Genomic DNA, 23,971 nt, shown 5'->3' on the forward strand with positions numbered 1-23,971 from the left:
AAATAGCCCAAAAAGCCCTGCTGTTGTAAAAATCCTCCACTCTCTTCGCTATTAGACCAATGGCGAATATATTGGCGTGGTGCTAGGGTGTCTCAATCAATTATCCATGATCGTCAAGGTCATGCAGATATCTATGAGCGAGGGGGTTACGTGGAAGAGTACATTCTGTGGTTCGATCAGCTGGGCATGGCGGACGTCGAACGCGTAGGTGGTAAAAACGCCTCGCTGGGTGAAATGATTTCTAACCTGTCCGGTGCTGGCGTGACGGTTCCTGGCGGTTTTGCCACCACCGCCCACGCTTATCGTGAATTTCTCTCCCACGAAGGATTAAACGAGCGCATTAATGCCACCCTGGCCCGTCTGGACGTCGATGACGTTAAAGCGCTGGCTGAGGCGGGCCGCAATATACGCCAATGGATCATCGATACGCCGCTACCTCCTACCTTTGAATCGGCCCTGCGCGATGCCTACGGCCAGCTGCAGCAACAGCACCCGCAACTGAAAGTAGCCGTGCGCAGCTCAGCCACCGCGGAAGATCTACCCGACGCTTCCTTTGCAGGCCAACAGGAAACCTTCCTGAATATCGAAGGCTTCGACAATATCAAGCGTGCAGTGCACGAGGTTTTTGCCTCGCTGTTTAACGATCGTGCGATCTCCTACCGAGTGCACCGTGGCTACGCCCACGAAAATGTTGCCTTGTCGGCGGGCGTTCAGAAAATGGTGCGTTCAGAGACCGGTGCGGCAGGCGTTATGTTTACCCTGGACACCGAATCCGGCTTTAAAGACGCCGTTTTTGTCACTGGCTCCTGGGGCTTGGGCGAAACCGTGGTGCAGGGTGCAGTCAATCCCGACGAGTTCTACGTGCACAAGCCGACCCTGGCGGCGGGCCGCCCGGCGGTGCTGCGCCGTAATTTAGGTTCCAAGCTGATCAAGATGGTTTATGGGCAGGATGCCAGCGCCGGTAAATCGGTTGAGACCGTCGATGTGCCCCATGCCGACCGCGGCCGCTTCTGTATCAACGATCAGCAAGTGATGGATCTGGCCCGACAGGCGATGACTATCGAGCAGCACTACCAGCGGCCCATGGATATTGAGTGGGCGTTGGATGGCGATGATGGTCGGCTTTACATCGTCCAGGCGCGTCCTGAAACGGTGGTCTCTCAGCAGGAGGGCGGTAAACTCGAGCGCTTCCAGCTGCGTGAAAAGGGTCGTACGTTAATAACCGGCCGAGCGATTGGTCAACGTATTGGCCGGGGTACCGTCAAAGTCGTGCTCAGCCCTGATGACATGGATAAGATCCATGATGGCGATATCCTGGTCACCGATATGACCGACCCGGATTGGGAGCCGATCATGAAACGTGCTTCCGCGATCGTCACCAATCGCGGTGGGCGTACCTGTCATGCGGCGATTATCGCCCGTGAGTTGGGTATTCCCGCTGTCGTTGGCTGTGGTGATGCGACTACCCAGTTAAAAGAGGGTATCGATGTCACGGTTTCTTGTGCGGAAGGCGATACCGGCAATGTGTATGAAGGGTTGTTGGAGTTTGATTGCAAAGTCTCCAGCGTCGATGCGATGCCGGAAATCCCCTTTAAAATTATGATGAATGTGGGCAACCCTGACCGCGCCTTTGGGTTTGCCAGTCTGCCTCACGCAGGCGTGGGTTTAGCGCGTTTGGAATTTATCATTAACCGCATGATCGGCGTCCACCCTAAAGCGCTGTTGGAGTACGACACGCTGCCGGTTGATTTACAGCAGGTGATCGATTTACGTACTGCGGGTTACACCGACCCGGTCAGCTTCTATGTCGATAAACTGGTTGAAGGTATCTCCACGCTAGCGGCAGCGTTTCATCCCCAGCGCGTCATCGTGCGGCTGTCCGACTTTAAGTCCAACGAATACGAAAACCTGATTGGCGGCAAACTCTATGAGCCGGGGGAAGAGAACCCCATGCTCGGTTTCCGGGGGGCATCGCGCTACATTTCAGAGGCGTTCAGGCCCTGCTTTGAACTCGAGTGCCAAGCGCTCAAGCGGGTGCGTGAAGAGATGGGCTTCGAGAATATCGAAATCATGGTGCCCTTTGTGCGTACCACCGACGAAGCACGTGAGGTGGTAGAGCTGTTGGCGGCTAATGGCCTCGAACGTGGCGGCCCCACAGGGCTTAAAGTGATTATGATGTGCGAGCTTCCCGCCAATGCACTGCTGGCCGATGAGTTTCTGGAGTATTTTGATGGTTTCTCCATTGGCTCAAACGACCTGACCCAGCTAACGTTAGGGTTGGATCGTGATTCCGGCATCGTGGCGCATCTGTTTGACGAGCGTAATGGGGCGGTTAAAAAGCTCCTGGCCATGGCCATTCAAGCCTGTAAGGCGAAGGGCAAATATGTTGGTATCTGCGGACAGGGGCCGTCAGACCATCCTGACTTGGCTAAATGGTTGATGGAGCAGGGTATCGATTCTGTATCACTCAACCCCGATGCGGTGCTGGAAACCTGGTTTATGCTGGCAGGGCAAAAAATCGAGTAGTTATATTTATTTTAACTAATTTACGCCCGGCCATTGTGCCGGGCGTCGCTGTTTTTATAGGCTACTCTTTTGGAGTGGTTTTTTAACTTGTCATGGAGAGCGCTGAGATGTCACCAAAATCGGTTAAGTATGCGCTACCTGTTCTGCTGGTAGCGCCATTGTATAGTTGGGGGTTTAGCTATGAGACACCCTCCATTTCCCCTGAAAGCGAATCGGGCTATGAAGAGAAGCCCGGCTGGGAAGCCGAGTCATTTGCGGTGGCAGCAGCTAACCCGCTCGCCACCGATGCCGGTTACCAAGTACTTAAAGCCGGTGGTAACGCCATTGATGCGGCCATTGCGGTGCAGATGGTGTTGAACCTGGTTGAGCCTCAGTCCAGTGGTATTGGTGGTGGTGCTTTTTTGATGTACTTCGATGGCGATGAAGTGCGTGCCTACGATGGTCGTGAAACCGCGCCCCAAGGCGTTAACGGTGAGCTGTTTATGCAGGATGGCGAGCCGCTGGCGTTTAATGAAGCAGTGGTTAGCGGCCTCTCAGTGGGAGTGCCAGGCACGCTGCGTATGCTTGAGAAAGCCCACGCTGAGCACGGTGAGCTGGCCTGGGAAGAGCTGTTTATCCCGGCAATCACCCTGGCCGAGGAGGGCTTTGAGGTTAGCAATCGGTTGCATACCAGCTTGGCTGGTGATGAGTTTCTGCGCCAAGACCCAGTAGCGAGCCAGTTTTATTATGATTCAGACGGTGAGCCTATCGCCGTTGGTGAAACGCTCAAAAACCCAGCGTTGGCAGCCGTTCTTCGCCGCGTCGCTGAGCAAGGCAGCGTCGCCTTGTACGAAGGAGCCGTGGCACAAGACATCGTTGAGCGCGTTCAGAACCACCCTGAGCGTCCAGGCAGTTTGACGCTTGAGGATATGAGTGGCTACCAGGCGCTTAACCGAGAACCGCTGTGTACGCCTTGGCAACAGTGGGAAGTATGTGGTTTCCCGCCACCCTCATCGGGTCATCTGACCGTGATGCAGATTTTAGGCATGCTTGATCAGCAGCCACTGCTTGAAGCCCCGTTAGACAGTGGTGCTGCAAGCAGTGGGTGGCTGCATCAATTCTTGGAAGCCTCACGCCTGGCCTTTGCGGATCGTGGCCGTTACATCGCCGATCCTGACTTTGTCGAGGCGCCGGGAGGCGATTGGTCATTGATGCTAGCCCCGGAATACTTGGAGCAGCGCAGTGCACTTATCGAAGAGATGAGCATGGGCGACAGCGCTGAACCGGGTAACCCTGGGGAGCTTGACGTGAGCTGGGCTAGCCAGCCCGAACAGCCCGAGTACGGTACTAGCCATATCAGTATTGTCGATGAGGAGGGCACCGCGGTGGCTATGACCACCACCATCGAGCAGGCGTTTGGCTCGCGAGTTATGTCCGACGGTGGCACGGGGCTAGCGGGTGGTTTCCTGCTCAATAACGAGCTCACCGATTTTTCATTTACCCCTGAAGTGGATGGCGAGCCCGTAGCGAACCGGGTAGAGCCCGGCAAGCGTCCCCGCTCCAGCATGAGCCCGACCCTGGTATTTGATCAAGAAACCGGCGAGCTAGTAGCCAGTTTGGGCTCACCAGGTGGCGCCGCCATTATTCATTACACCGCCCGTACATTAGTCGCACTGCGCGACTGGGGGTTAAGCGCTCAAGAGGCGCTCAACCTTCCCCATGCTATTACTTTGGGTGGGGATGTCTATGTGGAAGAGGGGCGTTTTCCTGAGGCAACCATCGAATCCCTGCGTGAGCGTGGTCATACGGTCAGCGAGCGGGAGCTAACCAGCGGCCTTCAGGCCATTATGCGCCTTGAAGATGGCACTCTGTTTGGTGGTGCTGACCCTCGGCGTGAAGGGGTGGTAATGGGCGATTAGGCCAACCTCTATTGGCGAAGCCAGTTGCGCAGCTTCACTAGCATTAGCGCACCGTCGCTTAATTCGCGGCGGACTTGAATAAGTTCGTTTAAACGATCTGGGTAGTCGGTGATAATTGCATCGACCCCCAGATCAATCAGCGTTGACATGCGAGCTCGGTCATTGACGGTCCAGGCGTGTATTTCGTAACCGTATAGTCGCGCTAAGCGAACTTCCCCTTCCGTGATGCGGTTATGGCGTAGCCCAAGGGCATCAAAGTCACGCCGGTTTAGCGTGCCGGGCAGTATAAGCTGGGCCAGTAAGGTAACGCGCAATTCAGGTGCTTGGGCTTTGATATGTTTAAGTAATGATGGGGACATGGTAGCCATGCGCATATCCATTAGCGCATTGGGAAAACCGCACGCTGTATAGCCGTCGAAGGCGCTTTGTTGGGTCGCCCAGCAGCGATAGCGCACGTCACTCTCTGCATTCAAAGTCTCGATAACAGCATCGGCTAGCGCCTGTTCTTGCCCCGGCAGAGGCTTGATGTCGATCATTAGTCCGGCTTTTCCGCGCACTCTTTGCAGCGCTTCATCCAAGCCTGGAATGTTCTCACCTTGATAAGCATCACCAAACCAGCTTCCTACATCGAATTGGCTGAGTTGTTCTCTGGTTAGCTCGCCAAACTCACGGGGGTCGCCGGTTAGCCGCGCCATGCTGCGATCGTGGTAAAGCATAACCTGTTGGTCACGGCTCAAACGTACGTCTATTTCGATATAGTCGGCGCCATCAAGTAGTGACTGCTCCAGCGCGGCAAGGGTATTTTCGGGGGCCACCATGGAGCTTCCACGGTGGGCAATCACCGCGACGTTGTCACGTATCTCAAAGCTATTGAGTATCCACCATGCTTGAAGGCCGGCAAAAATGAGTACGCTAAGCTCTACCGCCCAGGCCAGTTTGCCTGCATTAAAATCCTCAGGTGGCGGTGCGGGTCGAGCTTCTCTGTGGGCCAGCTGCATATAGAGGCAGGCGGAAAGCAGCGCATTGGTGGCAATACCGATGAAGGTAATGGCCAGGGTGATCAGCACATAGCCGAGTAAGTAGGCCAGCATGGCTGGGATGAGCACGGCATTATGCTCAGGCAGCCACCACAGAAGTGGCGTGAATAGGCGGTCAAAGAGCAGTGTCACCAGTAGCGGCAGGCTAACGATCACGACCAATAGCAGAAGTACCGCAGCGCCAATGGAGCGGCGCCAGCCGCGGGTTAAGCTAACGCTTCGTTTAAGTGCCTGCCAGGGGTTACAGCTTTCCAACGCAACGAGGGGGAGCGCCAATAGCCAGCGCAGGTAGAGCCATGACGCTACCCATACCCAGGCAATAATCAGTGGCAGCGCGCACGCCATGAAATACCACAGTGCAGGGGGACGCACGCGCTGAAGATAGTAGGGGTCTATACCACTCAGCCAGAAATCGTAAAGCCACGCGAGCCCAGCCATAAAGGGCACGAGCAGTACTAAGTGGGTGCCTACCTGGAGTATGACAAGACCCGCGAGGGCAGGTAGCCGACGGGTGCTTAGCCAGAGCGCTTCAAGGGCCAGCCGATAGTGATTGTCACGGGGCCTGACGGCGACCTGCAGCATGCCTGCCTGCTGCCAGTAAATAATCAAAAAAGCGAACCCAAGCCCTACCAGCATGCCTACCAAACCCAGCGGGCTAAACAGTAGTGCGATCAATTCATCGTTGGTGACCACTGTACGGTTGAGTTGGGCAAGCAGCCAGCGTGTCATCCAGGTGATCGCTGGCAGCAGCAAGGCTGAGGCAAGTAGGGTAAAAAACAGGTGGTAGGCGATCAGTGGGCGAAGATGATCGCGCAGCGTGTGTAGTAAGGCAGAGCCAAGGTAGGTCAAAGGCTGCATCGTCATTAAACGGTAAGAATGAGCCACCAGGGTGGCAGTAACCGCCACACCTGGCAAGAGGCTCTTTTAAGACAAATTTAATGACTACGGAGGTCTTTGTTAGGAAAGTGGCAGCTCTTGCTCGGCAACAATAATGCCGTTGTTATCTGCATACAGCCACTGTCCAGGCTGCAGAGTAACACCAGCAAAGGTGACGTCAATATCGCGTTGTCCTTCGCCGCGTTTTTCGCTTTTGCGCGGATGGCTGCCTAGCGCCTGAACGCCAATCGGCAGGGCGGCTAGTATATCCACATCGCGCACGCAGCCGTACATAACGATCCCTGCCCAGCCGTTGGCGACGGCCTGCTCGGCGAGCATATCCCCCAGCATGGCGCAGCGGTGCGAACCACCCGCATCCACCACCAGCACCGCGCCGTTACCCGGCTCGGCAACGGCCTGTTTCACCATGGAGTTATCTTCAAAGCATTTGATTGTACGAATAGGGCCATAGAAAGCTTCAAGCCCGCCAAAATTGGCAAATAACGGGTCAAGCACCGCAACCTCTGGATGCGCATCGCAGAGATCGGGCGTCACTATATCAATCGACTTCGTCATCACAAGCTCCTAAGGGTAAACACTGTTGGATTACCGGACAGTTTAGAAAGGTAGAGCATAAAAAACGCCCCGCCCTGTAAAACAGTGGCGGGGCGTTCGGTCATCGACTCAGAAAATGCAACGTGTCACATCTTCTGCGATGGTGCGAGCATCGGCGATGGGGCGGTCTATCTCAAGTGCTTAACAAGCGTTAGGCTTCTTGAGCGACCGGAATCACGTTTGAGGCTATCTTTTGATACTCCTCAATCTCGTGAAAGTTCATATAACGATAAATCTCGCCCGCCATAGCGTCAAACTCACCCATATAGCGTTGATACTCTTCAACGCTGGGTAGGCGTCCTTCTACTGCGGCAACGGCCGCCAGTTCCGCAGAGGCGAGGTACACATTGGCACCGTCACCCAAACGGTTCGGGAAGTTACGTGTAGACGTAGACACCACGGTGCTCTTAGCGGCAACGCGGGCCTGGTTACCCATACACAATGAACAACCCGGCATCTCCATACGGGCACCGGCACGGCCATAAATACCGTAGTAGCCCTCTTCAGTCAGCTGATGCTGATCCATTTTCGTCGGTGGTGCCAGCCACAGCCGGGTTTTTAAGCTACCGGCAGGCTGCTTCTCAAGCAGTTTGCCAGCAGCCCGGAAGTGGCCGATGTTGGTCATGCATGAACCGATAAAGACTTCGTCGATTTTCTGGCCAGCGACTTCAGACAGCAGGCGCGCATCGTCCGGGTCATTCGGTGCACAAAGAACCGGCTCTTTAATTTCAGCCAGATCAATTTCGATAACTTCGGTGTACTCGGCATCCTGGTCGGCACGCATCAAGCTGGGGTTGGCCAGCCACGCTTCCATGCCTTCAATACGACGGCTAATGGTGCGTTCATCGCCATAACCGTTGCCCATCATCCACTTCAACAGGGTGATGTTGGACTTCAAGTACTCGGCAACGCTCTCTTCAGACAGCGTAATGGTACAGCCAGCGGCGGAGCGCTCGGCGGACGCATCAGAAAGCTCGAAGGCTTGCTCAACGGTTAAATCTTCAAGTCCTTCGATTTCCAACACACGCCCGGAGAAGGCATTTTTCTTGTTGGATTTATCAACGGTCAGCAAGCCTTGCTTGATGGCGTAGAGCGGAATAGCGTGAACCAAATCGCGTAGCGTAACACCAGGCTGGCGCTTGCCCTTGAAGCGAACCAGTACCGACTCCGGCATATCCAGCGGCATAACGCCGGTGGCCGCGGCAAACGCTACCAGGCCTGAACCCGCCGGGAATGAGATGCCGAGCGGGAAACGGGTGTGCGAGTCACCGCCGGTGCCCACCGTATCAGGCAGCAGCATGCGGTTGAGCCAGCTGTGGATGATACCGTCACCGGGGCGCAGCGAAACGCCGCCACGGTTCATGATGAAGTCGGGCAGGGTGTGGTGAGTATCCACATCTACGGGCTTCGGATAAGCCGCGGTGTGGCAGAACGACTGCATGACTAGGTCGGCTTGGAAGCCCAGGCAGGCAAGGTCTTTCAGCTCATCACGGGTCATCGGGCCGGTGGTGTCTTGCGAGCCAACGGTAGTCATCTTGGGCTCGCAGTACATGCCGGGACGAACGCCCTCTAAACCGCACGCTTTACCGACCATTTTCTGCGCTAAGGTGAAGCCTTTGCTGGTATCTTTAGGCTGGTCAGGTAGGCGGAAAACGTCAGAGGTGGGCAGGCCCAGTGACTCACGCGCCTTGCCAGTCAAACCACGGCCAATGATCAGGGGAATACGGCCGCCAGCGCGTACTTCATCCAGAATCAGCTGCGTTTTAAGCTCGAAGGTGGTGATTACCTCGTCGCTATCGTGCTTGCACACTTTACCTGCGTAGGGGTAAACATCGATGACATCGCCCATATTCAGGTTGGTGACGTCCATCTCAATCGGCAAGGCGCCCGAATCTTCCATGGTGTTAAAGAAAATAGGCGCAATTTTACTACCAAAGCAGAAACCGCCAGCGCGCTTGTTAGGAGCGTAGGGGATATCGTCGCCGAAGAACCACAGTACCGAGTTAGTGGCTGACTTACGCGATGAGCCGGTGCCGACTACGTCGCCTACATAAACGACGGGAAAGCCTTTGGCTTTAACGTCTTCGATCTGCTTGAGCGGGCCAGTGGTACCTGGAACCACTGGCTCAATGCCGTCGCGCTCGTTTTTGAGCATGGCGTTGGCATGGAGCGGAATATCCGGACGTGACCAGGCATCCGGCGCGGGAGACAGGTCATCGGTATTGGTTTCGCCCGGGACTTTAAACACGCTCAAGGTGATTTTTTCAGCCAGTGCCGGCTTAGACAGGAACCACTCGGCGTCTGCCCAGGACTGAATAACCTCTTTAGCGACGCTGTTGCCGTTCTTGGCGCGGCTTTCCACATCATGGAAGGCGTCGAACATCAGCAGTGTGTGCTTGAGCTGCTCGCCTGCTTCTCGGGCAAGCTCCTCGTTATCGAGTAGCTCTACCATTGAAACGATGTTGTAGCCACCCTGCATGGTACCCAGTAGCTTGACGGCGTGAATCTTGTCGATCAGCGGAGAGCTCGCTTCACCTTTCGCAATGGCGGTAAGAAAGCCTGCTTTTACATAAGCTGCCTCGTCAACGCCCGGCGGAACGCGGTTGGTGATTAAGTCGAGGATAAACTCCTCTTCACCGGCCGGTGGCGTCTTCAGCAGCTCAACCAGTAAGGCTACTTGTTCGGCGTTTAGGGGTTTGGGCGGGACGCCCTCAGCTGCACGTTCCTCGACATGTTGGCGGTAAGCTTCAAGCACGTTGGGGCCCTCTCATTCACGTTTCATTTACTTTATGGTGATGGCCTGCACGGTGCACGGTGGTGGCCGCGCAGTGGGTGTAGAGTGGAGCCGATCACATATGACATACGCTTGACAAACAGCGTGTGGTTGGATGGCTGCGATTCTACGGCAAACTGTCGACAATGTTAAGCTGGCAAGCAAAGACGACTCTTGTACTTTATGTTGATACCTTGATTTAAACGGATCAAAAAAACGCTTTTTATTAGCCTATTGGCGTAAAAACAGGAAAGTTTTTTCCCCATTTACGGGCTAACCACAGGTTGTGCAGGTGTGATTGTCGTTACAGCGCGTTACCATAGTCCTCACTTTATGACCTTAGCGCTATCTAACTGCTGTGGTACTTACGTAAGCGAGCTGATTAAAAGTGTGTGGAGCATTTTTAAGCGCGCAACTACATTAGTAATAAGCGATTCAGGGTATGAAGAACGCAATTCAACAGGGAACTGTAAGCGCCTTGCGCGCTTATATGTTGTACAATAGTGAGATATAATCTCGGTAATGGTGTTATGTTGATACAACCCGGTACACTTCCGCCCTCTAAACAAAAGAATGCCTTACAAACGGCTGATCATGCGGTGAAAGCGGATGATCTGCTGCCGGAAAGTTTGCACCAGTTTTTGGCCTGTGCAACACCTGAGGCGTGGCTGCAATGGGCGTTAGAGAATCCTGAAACGCTGCTGGTCGACCACGCTCAGTGTGAAAAAAAAGCCGCTTCCACCGCCATGAGTTTGCTCTATCGCTACGTCGATCAGCCACTTCTGCTAAGCAAAATGTCGCAATTGGCGCGCGAAGAGTTGCTCCATTTCGAGCAAGTGGTTGCGCTCATGGAGGCGCGTGGGGTGACCTACCAACACTTGACCGCTTCACGCTACGCGGAAGGCCTTAGGCGACACCTGCGCAGCAATGATCCCGAACGGTTAATCGATGTGCTCATCATTGGCGCCCTTATCGAAGCGCGTAGTTGCGAACGATTCGCTTGCTTGATTCCGTATTTAGATGAAGAGCTCGCCAAGTTTTATCGCACCCTGGTGAAGTCAGAAGGCCGTCACTTTGAGGACTACCTATTACTGGCTCGCCAGCAGACATCGGGCTCTATTGATGAGCGGATCGCTTTTTTTGTAGCGCGTGAAGCGGAGCTGATTACTACGCCCGATACGGCTTTTCGTTTCCATAGCGGTGTGCCAGCTTAACCCGCTTAGCCCGGCAGGATGTTTATCATGCGCGATGCTCGTGAGACAGACCAGTTAACTCTCTTTGGTCACTTTTCGCTTACCCAGGGCGAAGACGTATTAACCCACTTTAGCTACGACAAAGTGAAGGCGCTGCTCGTTTATCTGCTGCTGCATCGTCAGCCGGTTAACCGCGCCGCGCTGGCCGAACTGCTGTGGCCTGACCAAGGGTTATCCTCAGGCAGAACTAACCTGCGTCACGCGCTGCACTGTTTACGCCAGTCGTTGGGGGAGAGCGCCGACCAAGTATTAAGCGTCTCCCGGCAAACGATTGCCTTCCAGCTTCCGGCCAATTGGAAAGTCGACCTGCATACACTGCAACAACTGCTTGAAGGGCCGCGCGACTTGGATACCCTGGAAGCACTGATGACCTGTTACCAAGGTGACCTGATTGAAGAACTTCAATTGGCCACCTGTAGTGAGTTTCAGCGCTGGTTAGTCCAGGTGCGCAATGAGTGGCGCCAGCGCGTCATTCGTTTTGCTGAACAAGTACTCGAAGCACATACCGATGTGCCTGATCTGATCCTGGAAACACTGGTCAGTCGCTTTTCCGGCTATGGCCCGTTTCATGAGCGCTTGGTTCGCCAACTGGTTGAACAGAATCAAATGGCCGCCGCGCACGAGCAGTATAATAGCTACTTGCAGCTATTGGCGTTGTCAGGCCAGCAGCCTGAACCTAGCTTCTTACAGTTGGCAAACTACTGGTCTGACGGCCACCATGATCCGCGCATGATGAGTCCCCAGGGCGCGTTTTCCCGCGCGCTGGCGGCAGACAGTAAACCGCTGCGTGAAGATGAGATTGAGCTGCGCCAACTTTCCGTGATGGCTATCCGGCTGCGCCTGAAAGGGGAGTGGCAAGACCGAGCCGCGACCCGACATTGCCTCACTCTGCAGTTAGAGCTGTTGCGATGGCTAGAGCAGCAGTGCCATCACTTGGGCGGCTTCTGGCTGCCTGGCGCCACTGGCGGCTTGGGGCTGGCGTGTTTCGGTACCCATGGGCCTGCTCACCAACTGGCTGAGTTAGTGGCGCTCTATGAGCACTGCCGTCAGGCGCTTCCCCAGGAGAGTGCTCGCCACTGGTCTGGCGAAGGCGAAGTGCCGCAATTTGAGTTAGCTGCTGGTTTGCACAGTGGGCAAGTCGTCTACTTGCCCGAGCGGCAATTGGCGGACCCGCTGGGGCAAGTCACCCAAACCTCGCTGGAGCTAATGAGCGCAGCTGAAGGCAGTGAGCTGGTTATCTCACAAGAAGCCAGTCAGCACATGCCGCCCGCGCTTGATCTACAGCCACGCTTGGTATCGCGTTTGGTGGCTAGCGATGGTCGCGTTCGACTGCGCGCTTTAGTGCTGGGCCTAAACGAAGGCGGTCGCGATGCACTGCCGCCTAGCCTGGTTGGGCGTGAAACCTCGCTGCGTACGCTGCGCGATGCGTTGGCGCGGGCAGGTATAGGTTTGCGTCAAAGCGTGTTAGTTCGTGGGGCATCTGGCATGGGAAAATCGGCGCTGATGGTCGGTTTCCGCCAGTTAGAGCTTAGTCGCGATGCGGCAATTTGCTGGCAGCCCACCACGAGGCTGTCGGTGCTAGATCCCTACGGCGTTGCCCGGACTCTGGTGGGCTGGTATCTCAAGCAACCGCTGACTATCGAGGCGATTCACGAGCTACAGGCAACGCTTGAGTTTGACCAGCTTACGCCCGAGCGTCAGCACCTGTTGGAAGAGGCGCTTGGGGTGCACGAAGTTCAGGAGATCACCCAGCTTGCCCAAAGCGGTGAAGCCGTTGAATTGGTGGTGATGTTGCTGCACCGCTTAATCGAGCGCCAGGCGACCACTCATACCCTGGTGCTGATGGTCGATGATTTACAGTGGCTTGATGAGCCGTCGTTTAAAGTGCTCGCGGGGCTTCAGGCACGTTTACCTATCAATACCGCCTTCATGTTGGTGGCTAGCCACCACGGCCGAGAACTGCTGCCGGTGAAGCTACATTGGGATCAACAGATTAGTTTGGGGAATCTGGATCCGCAGCAGTCTTCACGGCTATTGTCACAGCTGTCACGGCGCTACCGCATTCATTTGAGCCCACGGTTACGTAACCAGATTATTGAGCGCTGCGATGGCGTGCCGCTCTATATGCAGGAAATTTGCCGGCGTCTGGATATGGATCGTCGCGAAGGGCGTAGTGTCCAGTTCGATGAACTGCCCAAGGGGTTGTTAGGGCTGCTGGCAAGCCGTATTGATCAGCTTGAGGGTGACCGCGAAATTGCCCACGTAGCGGCAGTGCTGGGTAAGCGTTTCCGGTTGGATTTCCTACTGGAGTGTAGCGGCTGGGAAAAAGGGCGACTTAACCAGGCTCTCGAACATATGCGGGCGCTGGAGATTGTCGAGCCGGTCGATAAAGAGAGCGGCGAGCACGAATATCAGTTTAGCCACCAGTTGCTGCAAGAAGCTGCCTACCTTTCTTGCCCGCGGGATGTGCGGGTCAAGCTGCACCAACAGGTAGTGACCCTAATAGAGGAGCGCTTCCCTGTCTGGATTAGTCGCCACCCCGGCGATTTTGCCACTCACCTGCGCCGGAGCGGTCATTATGCCCGTGGTGCACGCTATTTCGAATTGGCCGCCCGTGAAGCGCTCAAGGTGAGCGCCAACCGAACCGCGCTACGCATGGCCGATTTCGGTTTGGCGAGCTTGCGCCACGTTGAGCATGAGATTGAGCGTGAAGTAAGTCTGCTCACCGTGCGTGGTCAGGCGGCGTTCTCACTTGAGGGCCACGGCTCGCCTACCGCTCACGAAAGCTTTGTGCGTGCGAGGGAACTGCTGCGCGAATCGGGTACCGATAGATTGGAGGATCCAGAAGATCTTGAGCAGATATTCCTAGTCAAATGGGGGCTTTGGGTGGGGCGTAGCCAGCGCTATGCTCATGCCGATGCCTTTGCACTGGCGTCGACGCTCGCTGATCTTGCTTCACGCCTTGAAGACCCTCGCTATCGTCGGTTGGCCGATTATGCCCGGGCCAACTGTGAGTACTGGGCGGGTCGCATTCAGCAGGCTCACGACCATTTAGATGAAATCGATCCGCTCAATGCGCAAATGATGATCGAGTGGCTACCGTTCTCTGATCATCCACAAGTTTCAGCCGCCTGCTTTCAGGGCTGGGCGCTCTGCCTGCGTGGTGATTATCAGCGTGCCGAGCGGCAAGTTTCGGCGGCGATTCGGCTGGCGGAGAAGATTGCTCACCCCGGTACCTTGGCGCTGGCGCTGCTATTTGCCGCTGCGCTCTATCGTCAGCTAGGCCACGTCCATTTGGCCGCGCGGCATGCGGAGCGGGCGGCGGCAATGACCGGAACGCCCGATTTACAGCTGTGGCAAATATCCAGCCAGTGTATTCTTGGTTGGCAACGAGCTTTGGCTGGTGATACTACCGGGTTGACTCAGTTACGCGAGAGCCTGGATCAGATGGCGGAGCTGAACGGCCGTGACCGCTACCAGCGGCCGGTGCTGTGGTACTCGGATGCCTGCATTGAACTAGGCGAGTTAAATGCCGCAGAGGAGTACCTCGATCAGTGCTTGGTGATTGCCCGTGAGCGTACCACGCTATTTTTGCCCGAATTAGCCACCCAACTGGCTAAAGTGCGTGATCTGCTTGGACACCCCGCCAATGAAGTCAAGGCATTGGCTGAGATGGCGATAAACCAGTCCCGCGAGCACGGCAATCGCCACCAGGAGCTAGCGGCCCTTGAACTATGGCTGACGCGTATTGAGCCCAACGACCAGCAGGCGAAAGAGAGTTTTAGGCAGTTATTGAGCGAAGTCAGCCACAGCGATGCGCCGGTGCTAACCCGTTGGATCAGCTTGTTGGATCGCCGTTTGCCTCGGCCGGTAGGCGCTGAAGGTTGATAAGCTAAAGCAGGGTGCTCTTTAACGGGTGTCCTGCTCCAGCCACGTCAAGGTGGCGAGCGCCTCTTCCCGGTTCTCGCCGCACACACTAGCGTCAAAGTTAAACCGCTCGCAGACCCTGGGGCGGCTCGGATCCCCGAACAAACGGCACAGGTTATCCTCGTCTAACTGCACGCAGCGAACGCCCGCCGGCTTGCCCTCAGGCATGCCGGGGATAGCTGAGCTAATTGAAGGCGCGATGCAGCAGGCGCCACACCCCGCACGACACCCTTCACTCATAGCCTAGCACTTGGACTAGGTGAACATACGGCAATCGCGCCCTTGTTGATGCCCTCAAAGGCCTGGATACGCGTGGTTACGCCGCTTTGCGTGGCAACCTCTTTTGCCAGCCAGGCGGCGATATTTTCTACCGTGGTGGGGCCGGGGAGGACTGCGCATAGCGACTGTGGCAGCGTAATGGAGAAATCACCTTGGGCGGCGCGATAGCCGCAGGTAAGGAAATCGTTATCCCGTGAGGTGATATCCGCCTCTTCAAGCAGGTAGCGATTTTCCAGCCATGCGGCCCACTGTTGTTCGAGCGTAGGTTGACGCAGCTCTTGCTGAAAGATGTGTAGCCGTGAACGGTGGCCGTGAGCGATACGCTGGCAGTTGCCTAAATGGCGCTTCAGGCCGTGCGAGTAGCCATAGGCAGCGCCATCGACGGCCTCGTCGCTAAGCGTAAGGGTAACCTGATGGACATTCTCAGGCCGTTCTTCAGTCAGCTGCTGACTTAAGTGCTCCGCGACCGTGTCAAGCTCAATGGTTTGCCACGGCAGCAGGCTAAACGCCTCCTTGGGGCCGCGCACTTCCATCGGATAGGGCGTGGTGGTTCGCACGCACACACCTTCGGGGCACTCCGTCACCGTGACCCCAGGCGCCTGAGTAGGTACCAGCAGAGTATGATCGAGGCCGCTGTCTAGCGTGCGCTTGATCCACGGCTTGACTTCACCAAAATCGAACAGCATGCCATCTTCGCCCAGCTCGCCATCCAGCACTGCGTCCACCTGCCAGCTGCAGCCTACTAGGCCGCGCTCGGAACACCAAAGGGAAACGTCAATATGGGTCAGTTGGTTCACGAATAGGGACATTAATCAAAACCTGCTAATTTGTGCATTTGTAGCGATAGGCGCCACTGGGGGTTAGCCATGCAGTAGGCGGTCGCTTCAGCAACGGTGGTCTTATCCTGATTGAGAGGGGCAAGATCCATCGGCTGTAGAAAGAAGTGGCGAAACCCTAGGCCTGAAAACTGCTCCGGGGGAGCGTCCACCTGAGGGTAGACAAGCTTTAACTCGTCGCCTTGGGTAATGGCTAGCGGATTGCTACCCTTAGGGCTGACACATAGCCAGTCAATACCTGGTGGCGGAGCCAGCGTACCGTTGGTCTCGACGGCCACCTCAAACCCATGGCTATGCAGTGTGGCAATCAGCGCTGCGTCAAGCTGCAGCAGCGGCTCGCCGCCGGTAAACACCACATAGGGCGTCGCGTGCGACTTGGCGTCACCGAGTTGGCTGGGCCAGAGCCCGGCAATGTGTTCAGCAAGGGCGGTAGCAGTAGCAAACTTGCCGCCATTGATGCCGTTAGTGCCAATAAAGTCAGTATCGCAAAAGGTGCATTTAGCCGTCGCCCGATCAATTTCACGGCCCGACCACAGATTGCAGCCGCTGAAACGACAGAAAACGCTCGCTCTGCCCGCTTGAGCACCTTCCCCCTGGAGGGTGTAAAAGGCTTCTTTGACCTGATACATCAGCGCTGACCTACTGCGCTGTCTACGCTGTAAGCCAATGGATCGGTAACACCGTTGGCGGCAAAGGCGTCCAGCCGCTCGCGGCAGCTGCCGCATACGCCGCAGGCAAGTTCACGGCCTTCGTAGCAGGTCCAGGTATGGCGGTAATCCAATCCCATTGCCAAGCCTTCACGCAGTATGTCGGCCTTGCTTACTTTGAGATAAGGGGCGTGTAGCTTCACTGGCTCGAAGTTGGCGATGCCCGCGACATGGTTCATTGCCTCGACGAATTCGGGGCGGCAGTCGGGGTAGAGAATGTGGTCGCCGCCATGGGCACCGTAGTCGACTCGTTCTGCGCCAATGTTCACAGCCTTGGCAATCGCCAGGGAGAGCAAGATCATATTGCGATTGGGTACGACGGTAGCGCGCAGGTTGTCCGCATCATAGTCGCCCTGTGGCATTGCTTGGTCTGGATTGGTGAGCGCCGAATGATCAATCAGGCCGTGTATGGCGCGAATATCGACTACTTGATGGGGTAGCCCCAGCGAGGCGCACACTTGGCGTGCAGTGTCGAGTTCGCGAGCATGCCGCTGACCATAGTCAAACGAAAGCGCGTGTACGCTAAGCCCTTCTCGCAGCGCGCGATGAAGCACGGTAAAAGAGTCCATTCCACCGGAATAGATAACGACGGTTGTGGTGGCTGTATCAGCCGCCACTGGGGGTATTGATGACATGAGAAAACACTCTTTGTCGGAGAATTTATTAATCGCGAGCAGCGTTTAGCTGACGCGGCGTTCCGGGGTCCGGTCCGGAAGGGCGGCAGTTTACGCAATAGCCGTTAGTCTGACCAGTTCTAGCGCTGACCATGTACCTGGTTGAAGTAAAAAAGTGCGTAGGCGGGCAGCATGAATATCAACATGCTACGCTATCCATCCATGTCGTTAGAGGCGAACCAATGGCAACTATTGAACATAGTGAAATCATTAACGCTCCGCCCGAACGAGTGTTTGAACTATTGCGTCGTGTCGAGGATTTTGCCGATTACTCGGATCTGATTCGCTCAATAGAAACGCTGGGCGAAAACCGTTACCGCTGGCACGTACGTGCCGTGGGCATGGACTGGGCGTTTGATGTCATGGTTACCGAGGTTCAGCCGCCTTATGTGCTTGCCTGGGAGTCCTTGGATGGTGTGAAGAACCAGGGACGTTATCGCCTTCGCGAGGTGCCAGAAGGTACCGAAGTGGCATTAACGTTGAGCTATGAAATTCGCAACCGCTTAATGGAGAAAGCCGTCAACAAAGCGGCCAAGCCACTAGTCGGCAAAGTCAGCCGACAAATTCTTGAGCGCGTTGAGGCACGTTTAAATCAGTAGCGCCGCTTAGCAGCGCATTGGTGATCAGGCCACCGACTTATTGTGGTTTATGCATTGAGGCGTCAAGGTGGTCAACGACCTCTGCCCAGTCGGCATCTTCATCTACGGCTTCTTTCAGAAATTCTGCCTGGCCCTCGTTCCAGCAGGGAGCTTCAGACAATGGCATCGTTTCCGGAAGTGGGGCGTTGCGCTGGATAAAGCGCTCGATTGAAGCTGCATCAGATGCCAATCCCAACTGCTCGAATAGTTCGCTGAAATGGTGTACCGGCTTTTCCATAATCTGTTGCTCCTTCAAACGGTTAGAATGCTCCCTATAACATAGCTTGATTCTCAGTCTGCGCCAGCACACAAAAGCCTTTGTTTGATCAACGTTCGCCAACCAGTGGTGTTAAAAAGCGCTGTCGTTGATCTTCTAACGCGAGTGGCTGGGCCAGTAAATGGGCTAGCTTGGTGAACGCCGCCTCCGGCGTCATATCATCGCCTGCCACAACGCCTGCATCGCTCAGGCCGTGACCTGCCGCATAAGCACCCAGGTGGACACTGCCCTGCGGGCACTGGCTAATGGCGGCAAGCAGTTTGCCTTCGCCGGTGGCTCTGGCAAGTACGTTAAGCAAGTGGGGATCGTCGGGGAGGTTGCCCGCGCCCCAGAGCTGAAGTAACGCCCCTTTTACCCGTGAATCACTCAACCAAGCATCCAGCTGCCAGGCTGCTACGCCCGGCCAAAGAGCGATGCGCACGATCTCTCCCTGATTGACCAGGCGGTAGTCGGGGAGCTCGAAACGTGGCGCGCCACGCTGCTGCAGGCCAAGCCCACGGCTGGGGTAATAAACGAAATCGTCGCCTACCCGCTCGCCGAGCAGTGGGTAGTTAGGGCTTGCGAAGGCGTTGGCTGCTTCGCTGTGCTGCTTAATGGCGCGGGCACCCCGCAGCAATTGCCCTGCAAAGTAAATCGCCACTTCTTGGAGCTCAGGCTTGTCAGCGAACTGCAGCGCGCCGTGCAAATTGTGCAAGGCATCGCTGTCGGGCGATTCTAGTGGCAACATCGAGCCCGTGACGACCACTGGCCGATCTAGCCCCTGGAGTTGATAGGCGAGGCTGGAAGCGGTCCAGCTGAGTGTGTCAGTGCCGTGAATAATCACGAAACCGGCGAAGGCCGTTAGCCGGTCGTCGATATCCTGGGCGAGCTGTTGCCAAGTGAGCGGGGTGGCCGCACTTGAGTCAATCAACGTGGTGTAGCTGACGACCTTATAAGGTGGAAGGGATTGCTGTTGGGCAAGCGGTAGCTGGCTCAGGGCCTTTGCCATGCGAGTGGCAAAGTCACCGCTAGGCGCAAGCCCTTCAGCATGCTGTTGCATACCGATAGTGCCGCCGGTGTAAATGACTAATATTCGCTCTTGGGCGGGAACGCTGCTGGCAAGAGGGGAGTGAGGGATCATCGCCATCTCCTGGGGCTTTGTGCGAAACCTGCTAAGTGGGTCTTACGCGCTGTATCAAAAGTTCGCCGCTCTGGTCATCTAGACGCTGATTACGGCCCGCCAGTAGCGCAAAGCCACAACAAACCGTGATCAGAATAATCAATAACCAAGCGATTTGTGATGTGTTGGCGCCTGTTTGCAGCATAACTCCCACACCAAAAGGCCCAAGTGCTGCCAGTGTATAACCACCGCCCTGAACCAGCCCAGAAAGCTGACCGGCAAGGCGGGAGTTGGCCGTGCGTAAGACGAGTAGGCTCAGTGCCAGGCTAAAGCTGCCACCTTGACCGATACCCAGTAAAGCGGCGCCTGGCCATTGCCACACTAATGGCGCAATAAGTAGCATCCATAGGCCAATGGCGGTGCTAAGCAGCACAGCCAATAGCGCGGGACGCTGGTCACGCCCCATTCGTGCAAGCCAGGGCGCGCCTAGCGCGGAGGCTAGCTGGCACATAATCGACACCGCCATTGTCCAGCCCGCATCGGCCTCGTTATAACCGCGATCAACCAGCAGAGTAGGCAGCCAGCCAAATACGATGTACGCCATGGACGATTGAATGCCCATGAACAGCATGACGTGCCAGGTAAGCGGTTGCTTAAGAAGCCGTAAAATACCGCTTTTGGGCGCTGTCGGCGTGTTGGTCATTGTGGTTCGGGGCATTTGGAAGTGCCAAAGCACCAGTGCGAGCAGCGCCAGCAGTGACCAGCTCATCAAACTCGCCTGCCAACTGCCGAGCAGTTGCGTTAATGGGACGCTAAACCCAGCCCCTAAGGCGCCACCTAAGCAGAGCGCCATGGTGTATAAACCGGTAAGCAGGTCGGCACTATCGGGAAGTTCACGCTTAACCAGGGCCGGTAGCAGGGTGCCGCCAATGCCGATCGCACAGCCTGCCATCGCCGAGCCAATAAAGAGCCCACCGGGGAAAGGTAAACCACGTAAAACCAACCCCGCAGCCAGTAGCGCCAATGCCGAACTTAGCGCCCGTTCACTGCCTATACGTCTAGCCAGGGCAGGGGCAAGCGGGGCGGAGAGGCCTAAAAACAGCACGGGTAGCGTGGTGAGTAACCCCGCAGCGGTAGCGGAAAGCCCCGCGCTTTCTTGCAGGCGAGTAAGCAGTGGGGCAACCGAAGACATGGCGGGGCGTAAATTAAGCCCCACCACGACCATCAGCAAAATAAACGTAATCGAGCGACGCGTTGCCATACGAGTACTTACTTAAGCTGGGGACGCAAGTCTCCGCGAACGGCATCGAGTAGCGTAATAAAGTGGTAATCCTGGGGAGTGTCCAGACAGTCGACCCTGACGTTTGTGCGCATGCCTTTATCCATATTCAACTGGTCAAATATTTCTAATGTAAGCTTGCGAGCAGGTTTATCGCCCGGCGCCATGATGCCATCTTCAAGGGTAAAAGTTTCAAGCAGGGTGACACGTACGCGGGTGCTATTGCCTTCGCTCAGTACTCGGCGTACAAAAAGCCAGCCTTCGCAGGGGAGGGCGTGGTTGTCATCCCGTTGACGCAAGAAAATCGTGCGGTAGCAGGCCCCTTCGGTCGAGGCCTTTTCAGCCATACTGCGGTAGGCTTGAAGCACCTGATTAGCTGACGCACGGGCGTCCTCTAAACGCTGCACGATCCCTTGATGTTCGCGGCTGAGTTGCTCTTGACGTTGGAACGTCAGCCATTGGCGATACTCGGCCATCAGTTGAGAAGACGCCATAATCACTCCGTGAAAAGTATTGGCTAAAATAGCTGCTGGAAACAGCGGCTTGGAATATGCAAAGGCGACACCTTCGCATATTCCTGCGCTCTGAGCTAGCGCCGCGCGCGGCGTTTACGCTCGCCGCCGGTATTGGCACTCTGGCCTTCGGGCTTGCGTTTGGCGCGAGGCTGACGTTGGTTGCGTCGACCATTCTCGATGGGCTCAGGTTTGATACTGGGGTCGGGCTCAAAGCCAGGTTCAATGTGCTTTGTTAGCTTCTGCTTGATTAGCCGCTCAATATTGCCCAGCAGGGCATCTTCATCGACACACACCAACGAAACGGCTTCGCCATTGCTGCCCGCACGGCCTGTGCGGCCAATGCGGTGGACATAATCTTCCGCCACGTTGGGTAGGTCAAAATTGACGACGTGGGGCAACTCATTGATATCCAGGCCGCGAGCAGCGATATCGGTGGCCACGAGTACCTGCAGGTCGCCGCTCTTAAATGCCGTTAGCGCGCGAGTGCGAGCTCCCTGGCTTTTATTGCCATGGATCGCCATGGAAGGGATGTCCTGCTTGGAGAGCTGCTCTGCAAGGCGGTTAGCGCCATGTTTGGTGCGCGTAAATACCAGAACCTGGAACCAGCCGTTCTGTTGAATTAAGTGAGCCAGCAGTTCGCGCTTCTTCTCGCGGTCGACACGGTAAATGGCCTGCTCAATTTTGTCGGCTGTGGCATTCCGTGGCGCTACCTCAATCATCGCCGGGTTATCCAGCAACTGTTGTGCCAGGGTTTGGATCTCGTTAGAGAATGTCGCCGAGAACAGCAGGTTTTGGCGCTTTTTAGGCACCAGGCGCAGCAGGCGCTTAATGTCGTGAATGAAGCCCATATCCAGCATACGGTCAGCTTCATCAAGCACTAAAATCTCAACGCAGGAGAGATCCACATGCCCCTGCTGGTGAAGATCCAGCAGGCGGCCAGGGGTAGCTACAAGTACATCCAAACCGGCTTTTAGGGCATCGATTTGAGGCTGCTGGCCAACGCCACCAAAAATAATGTGGGAGCGCAGTGCCAGATGTTGACCGTAGGTCGACACGCTTTCGCCTACTTGAGCGGCAAGCTCACGGGTAGGGGTTAGCACCAGTGCACGTACCTGACGCTTTGTAGGTCGTTTGCCGGTATTTAGACGTTGCAGCATTGGCAGCGTAAAACCAGCGGTTTTACCCGTGCCGGTTTGGGCGCTGGCCAGCATGTCACGACCTTCTAGTACGACGGGGATAGCCTGTCGTTGTATCGGGGTAGGCTCGGTGTAACCTTGCGCTGTAACAGCGCGTAATAAATCGGCGTGCAGGCCAAGTTCAGAAAAGCTCATGCGTTCTCCGCAGTCACCTAGTGAGTTAATACCGGTAAGTGGCTGTTATCACTAGATGTAATGTTCAAAAAGCGAGGTTGATTCACCTTCGCGGCAGCGAAGTCTGCCAGATAATTCAGTGTGCCGCGATGGTCGTTGGGTAGCCGTGGATGACCGTGACAGGAGACGTGAAGGTTATAGCGCCAAGCAGCACTATCATCCTGGTGTGCACGGACACACCAGAAAACTACGTGTCAGTAATAAGCCGAGTAGTGTAACACGGTTATAGGGCCTCAGCTTGTTTCGCTGAATCGTTCCAGCGATGGGGCCTGGGCATGCAGTGGGATTAACCGCGCTAAAGTAGCCGCAGGCAAATCAAGCTGGGCCACTTCCTTGGGGGCTAATGTAAAAAAGTGCTCAGGGGTGAAAACACCAAGTTGAAACAGTTGGCGGGCCGTGGCTGGTCCTATGCCGTCGAGCCCCAGTAGTTGCCGCGCAAAGAGGGTGAGAAAACGACTGTTTTGCTGTTCATCAAAATCGACGCTAGCCATTTGATAATAGTGCCCAGCTTGAATAGTAATAAACTGCTCAATGCGCTGAAGCGCGGCTAGCGTTGTGGCATCGTGAGCCTGGGCTGCTAACTGATCGCGCAGAGCATCGTGGCTATTTAAAGCCGTTTCGAGGACTCCTTGAGTCGGTTCGCCCTCAAGCAGTGCCGTTACGGTATGCATTAGGGCGTTAATGGCATCGCGTAGTTGTTCAGCGGGCAGACCCGTGGTCTGGCTTGGTTCAGCTGGCATATTGACATCCCTGAGAGGGTTAGCATTAAGCGTAGTGCAGCAAACTCAGTTTAGAAAAGCACTGATTAATCAAAATAATCGCCCTGACGTATTTTAGTGGCGATAAGTTCGGCAGCTTGATCCCAGCTATCACTTAATGCACGCACCAGGGCGGGATAGCCATCTTCTGCAAGAGGCGTTTCGGCATAGAAAGTTTCCATCTCTAACAGCTCGCCGGCATCGTTTAGCAATTGCCATTGGCCGCTAGCCACGGCGATACCATCAAAGCGGCCCTGGAATTGATCTACGTTCAGGCGCAGGGTGAGGGCGTTGGATTGATCACCTTCACCACGCATAACCCTAAGTGTTGGCAACGCTTTGGATAGATTGGCGCGCACTCTCCGCTCTAATTGCCTGCCTAAGCCTTCTGCCCACTGGTGTTCCCGAGCGGCATTCAGTGTAATGTCGTCTAGCTGCATCACAATGCCGTCGACATCCAGGTAGTGGGCTAGCCGTGGTGCGCTCACTATAAGCGTACCCTCGGGCTGGCGGGGTGTGCTAGCCAATGGGTCGCTTGGCAGCATATAGCGAGCGGGGGGCGTGACACTGCTGGCGCAGGCGGATAGCAACAAGCAGATCAGCAGCAGTGAATATCTCATCCATGTAAACATCG

At 55.7% G+C, this 23,971-nt stretch carries 19 protein-coding genes; 5 read left to right on the top strand and 14 right to left on the bottom strand.

Translation table 11 applies throughout. From position 1 onward, the window contains the following. Nucleotides 1–150 precede the first annotated feature (150 nt). Both ppsA and ggt read left to right on the top strand, forming a co-directional pair. Nucleotides 151–2,526: a phosphoenolpyruvate synthase gene (ppsA, locus tag HALA3H3_RS19655; RefSeq protein WP_022523256.1), complete on the top strand. Its 2,376-nt coding sequence runs from the start codon at nucleotides 151–153 to the stop codon at nucleotides 2,524–2,526. A gap of 107 nt (nucleotides 2,527–2,633) precedes the next feature. After that, nucleotides 2,634–4,424 carry a gamma-glutamyltransferase gene (gene ggt / locus HALA3H3_RS19660; protein WP_022523257.1) on the top strand — a complete coding sequence of 597 codons (1,791 nt, stop codon included), beginning with the start codon at nucleotides 2,634–2,636 and terminating at the stop codon, nucleotides 4,422–4,424. A gap of 8 nt (nucleotides 4,425–4,432) precedes the next feature. Here the strand turns inward: ggt and HALA3H3_RS19665 are convergent, their stop codons facing one another. The 3 genes from HALA3H3_RS19665 to acnB form a co-directional block, all read right to left on the bottom strand. Further along, the gene (locus tag HALA3H3_RS19665; RefSeq protein ID WP_053857049.1) at nucleotides 4,433–6,376 is read right to left on the bottom strand and encodes a glycerophosphodiester phosphodiesterase family protein; all 1,944 of its coding nucleotides are present in this window, start codon (nucleotides 6,374–6,376) and stop codon (nucleotides 4,433–4,435) included. 42 nt (nucleotides 6,377–6,418) lie between these two features. Then, complete coding sequence (gene rraA / locus HALA3H3_RS19670) at nucleotides 6,419–6,913, bottom strand: ribonuclease E activity regulator RraA (protein WP_022523259.1); 495 nt, start codon at nucleotides 6,911–6,913, stop codon at nucleotides 6,419–6,421. Between the two features lie 190 nt (nucleotides 6,914–7,103). After that, nucleotides 7,104–9,707, bottom strand: coding sequence for a bifunctional aconitate hydratase 2/2-methylisocitrate dehydratase (gene acnB / locus HALA3H3_RS19675; RefSeq protein ID WP_009286917.1), 2,604 nt, complete (start codon nucleotides 9,705–9,707; stop codon nucleotides 7,104–7,106). A 548-nt stretch (nucleotides 9,708–10,255) separates the two neighbouring features. On the opposite strand from acnB, the gene miaE reads away from it, so the two are divergent. Both miaE and HALA3H3_RS19685 read left to right on the top strand, forming a co-directional pair. Further along, the gene (gene miaE / locus HALA3H3_RS19680; RefSeq protein WP_022523261.1) at nucleotides 10,256–10,939 is read left to right on the top strand and encodes a tRNA-(ms[2]io[6]A)-hydroxylase; all 684 of its coding nucleotides are present in this window, start codon (nucleotides 10,256–10,258) and stop codon (nucleotides 10,937–10,939) included. A 27-nt stretch (nucleotides 10,940–10,966) separates the two neighbouring features. Further along, nucleotides 10,967–14,866, top strand: coding sequence for an AAA family ATPase (locus HALA3H3_RS19685; protein ID WP_022523262.1), 3,900 nt, complete (start codon nucleotides 10,967–10,969; stop codon nucleotides 14,864–14,866). Nucleotides 14,867–14,887: 21 nt separating this feature from the next. On the opposite strand, the gene HALA3H3_RS19690 is transcribed toward HALA3H3_RS19685, so the two are convergent. From HALA3H3_RS19690 to queC, 4 genes are read right to left on the bottom strand one after another with little or no spacing between them, the layout of a single operon-like run. Next, on the bottom strand, nucleotides 14,888–15,145 hold the full coding sequence (locus tag HALA3H3_RS19690; protein ID WP_022523263.1) for a YkgJ family cysteine cluster protein: 258 nt from the start codon (nucleotides 15,143–15,145) through the stop codon (nucleotides 14,888–14,890). Continuing rightward, nucleotides 15,142–15,993 (bottom strand): 6-carboxytetrahydropterin synthase, encoded by an 852-nt coding sequence (locus HALA3H3_RS19695; RefSeq protein WP_022523264.1) that lies wholly within the window; start codon nucleotides 15,991–15,993, stop codon nucleotides 15,142–15,144. The genes HALA3H3_RS19690 and HALA3H3_RS19695 overlap by 4 nt, the downstream gene beginning before the upstream one ends. Further along, complete coding sequence (queE, locus tag HALA3H3_RS19700) at nucleotides 15,993–16,649, bottom strand: 7-carboxy-7-deazaguanine synthase (protein WP_022523265.1); 657 nt, start codon at nucleotides 16,647–16,649, stop codon at nucleotides 15,993–15,995. The genes HALA3H3_RS19695 and queE overlap by 1 nt, the downstream gene beginning before the upstream one ends. After that, on the bottom strand, nucleotides 16,649–17,362 hold the full coding sequence (queC, locus tag HALA3H3_RS19705) for a 7-cyano-7-deazaguanine synthase QueC (protein WP_022523266.1): 714 nt from the start codon (nucleotides 17,360–17,362) through the stop codon (nucleotides 16,649–16,651). Before queC ends, queE begins: the two co-directional genes overlap by 1 nt. 221 nt (nucleotides 17,363–17,583) lie before the next feature. On the opposite strand from queC, the gene HALA3H3_RS19710 reads away from it, so the two are divergent. Next, a complete protein-coding gene (locus tag HALA3H3_RS19710) occupies nucleotides 17,584–18,000 on the top strand; it encodes an SRPBCC family protein (RefSeq protein ID WP_022523267.1) in 417 nt (138 codons plus the stop codon). Between the two features lie 37 nt (nucleotides 18,001–18,037). Here HALA3H3_RS19710 and HALA3H3_RS19715 read toward each other — a convergent pair whose 3' ends face one another. The 7 genes from HALA3H3_RS19715 to HALA3H3_RS19745 all read right to left on the bottom strand — a co-directional run bounded on the left by HALA3H3_RS19715 (nucleotide 18,038) and on the right by HALA3H3_RS19745 (nucleotide 23,969). Beyond that, entirely contained in the window at nucleotides 18,038–18,277 is a 240-nt protein-coding gene (locus tag HALA3H3_RS19715) for a DUF2789 domain-containing protein (RefSeq protein WP_022523268.1), read from the bottom strand. Nucleotides 18,278–18,365: 88 nt separating this feature from the next. Further along, nucleotides 18,366–19,442, bottom strand: a complete 1,077-nt coding sequence (locus tag HALA3H3_RS19720; protein ID WP_009286913.1) for an asparaginase — start codon at nucleotides 19,440–19,442, stop codon at nucleotides 18,366–18,368. A gap of 25 nt (nucleotides 19,443–19,467) precedes the next feature. After that, the gene (locus tag HALA3H3_RS19725) at nucleotides 19,468–20,676 is read right to left on the bottom strand and encodes an MFS transporter (RefSeq protein ID WP_022523270.1); all 1,209 of its coding nucleotides are present in this window, start codon (nucleotides 20,674–20,676) and stop codon (nucleotides 19,468–19,470) included. Between the two features lie 8 nt (nucleotides 20,677–20,684). Next, nucleotides 20,685–21,188, bottom strand: coding sequence for a hypothetical protein (locus HALA3H3_RS19730; RefSeq protein ID WP_022523271.1), 504 nt, complete (start codon nucleotides 21,186–21,188; stop codon nucleotides 20,685–20,687). A 95-nt stretch (nucleotides 21,189–21,283) separates the two neighbouring features. Beyond that, nucleotides 21,284–22,540 carry a DEAD/DEAH box helicase gene (locus HALA3H3_RS19735; RefSeq protein WP_009286911.1) on the bottom strand — a complete coding sequence of 419 codons (1,257 nt, stop codon included), beginning with the start codon at nucleotides 22,538–22,540 and terminating at the stop codon, nucleotides 21,284–21,286. Nucleotides 22,541–22,812: 272 nt separating this feature from the next. Beyond that, nucleotides 22,813–23,319 carry a helix-hairpin-helix domain-containing protein gene (locus HALA3H3_RS19740; RefSeq protein ID WP_022523272.1) on the bottom strand — a complete coding sequence of 169 codons (507 nt, stop codon included), beginning with the start codon at nucleotides 23,317–23,319 and terminating at the stop codon, nucleotides 22,813–22,815. 65 nt (nucleotides 23,320–23,384) lie between these two features. Then, nucleotides 23,385–23,969, bottom strand: a complete 585-nt coding sequence (locus HALA3H3_RS19745) for a PqiC family protein (RefSeq protein ID WP_022523273.1) — start codon at nucleotides 23,967–23,969, stop codon at nucleotides 23,385–23,387. Between the last annotated feature and the right edge of the window lie 2 nt (nucleotides 23,970–23,971).

This window comes from Halomonas sp. A3H3, assembly GCF_000982975.1.
GTDB lineage: Bacteria > Pseudomonadota > Gammaproteobacteria > Pseudomonadales > Halomonadaceae > Vreelandella > Vreelandella titanicae.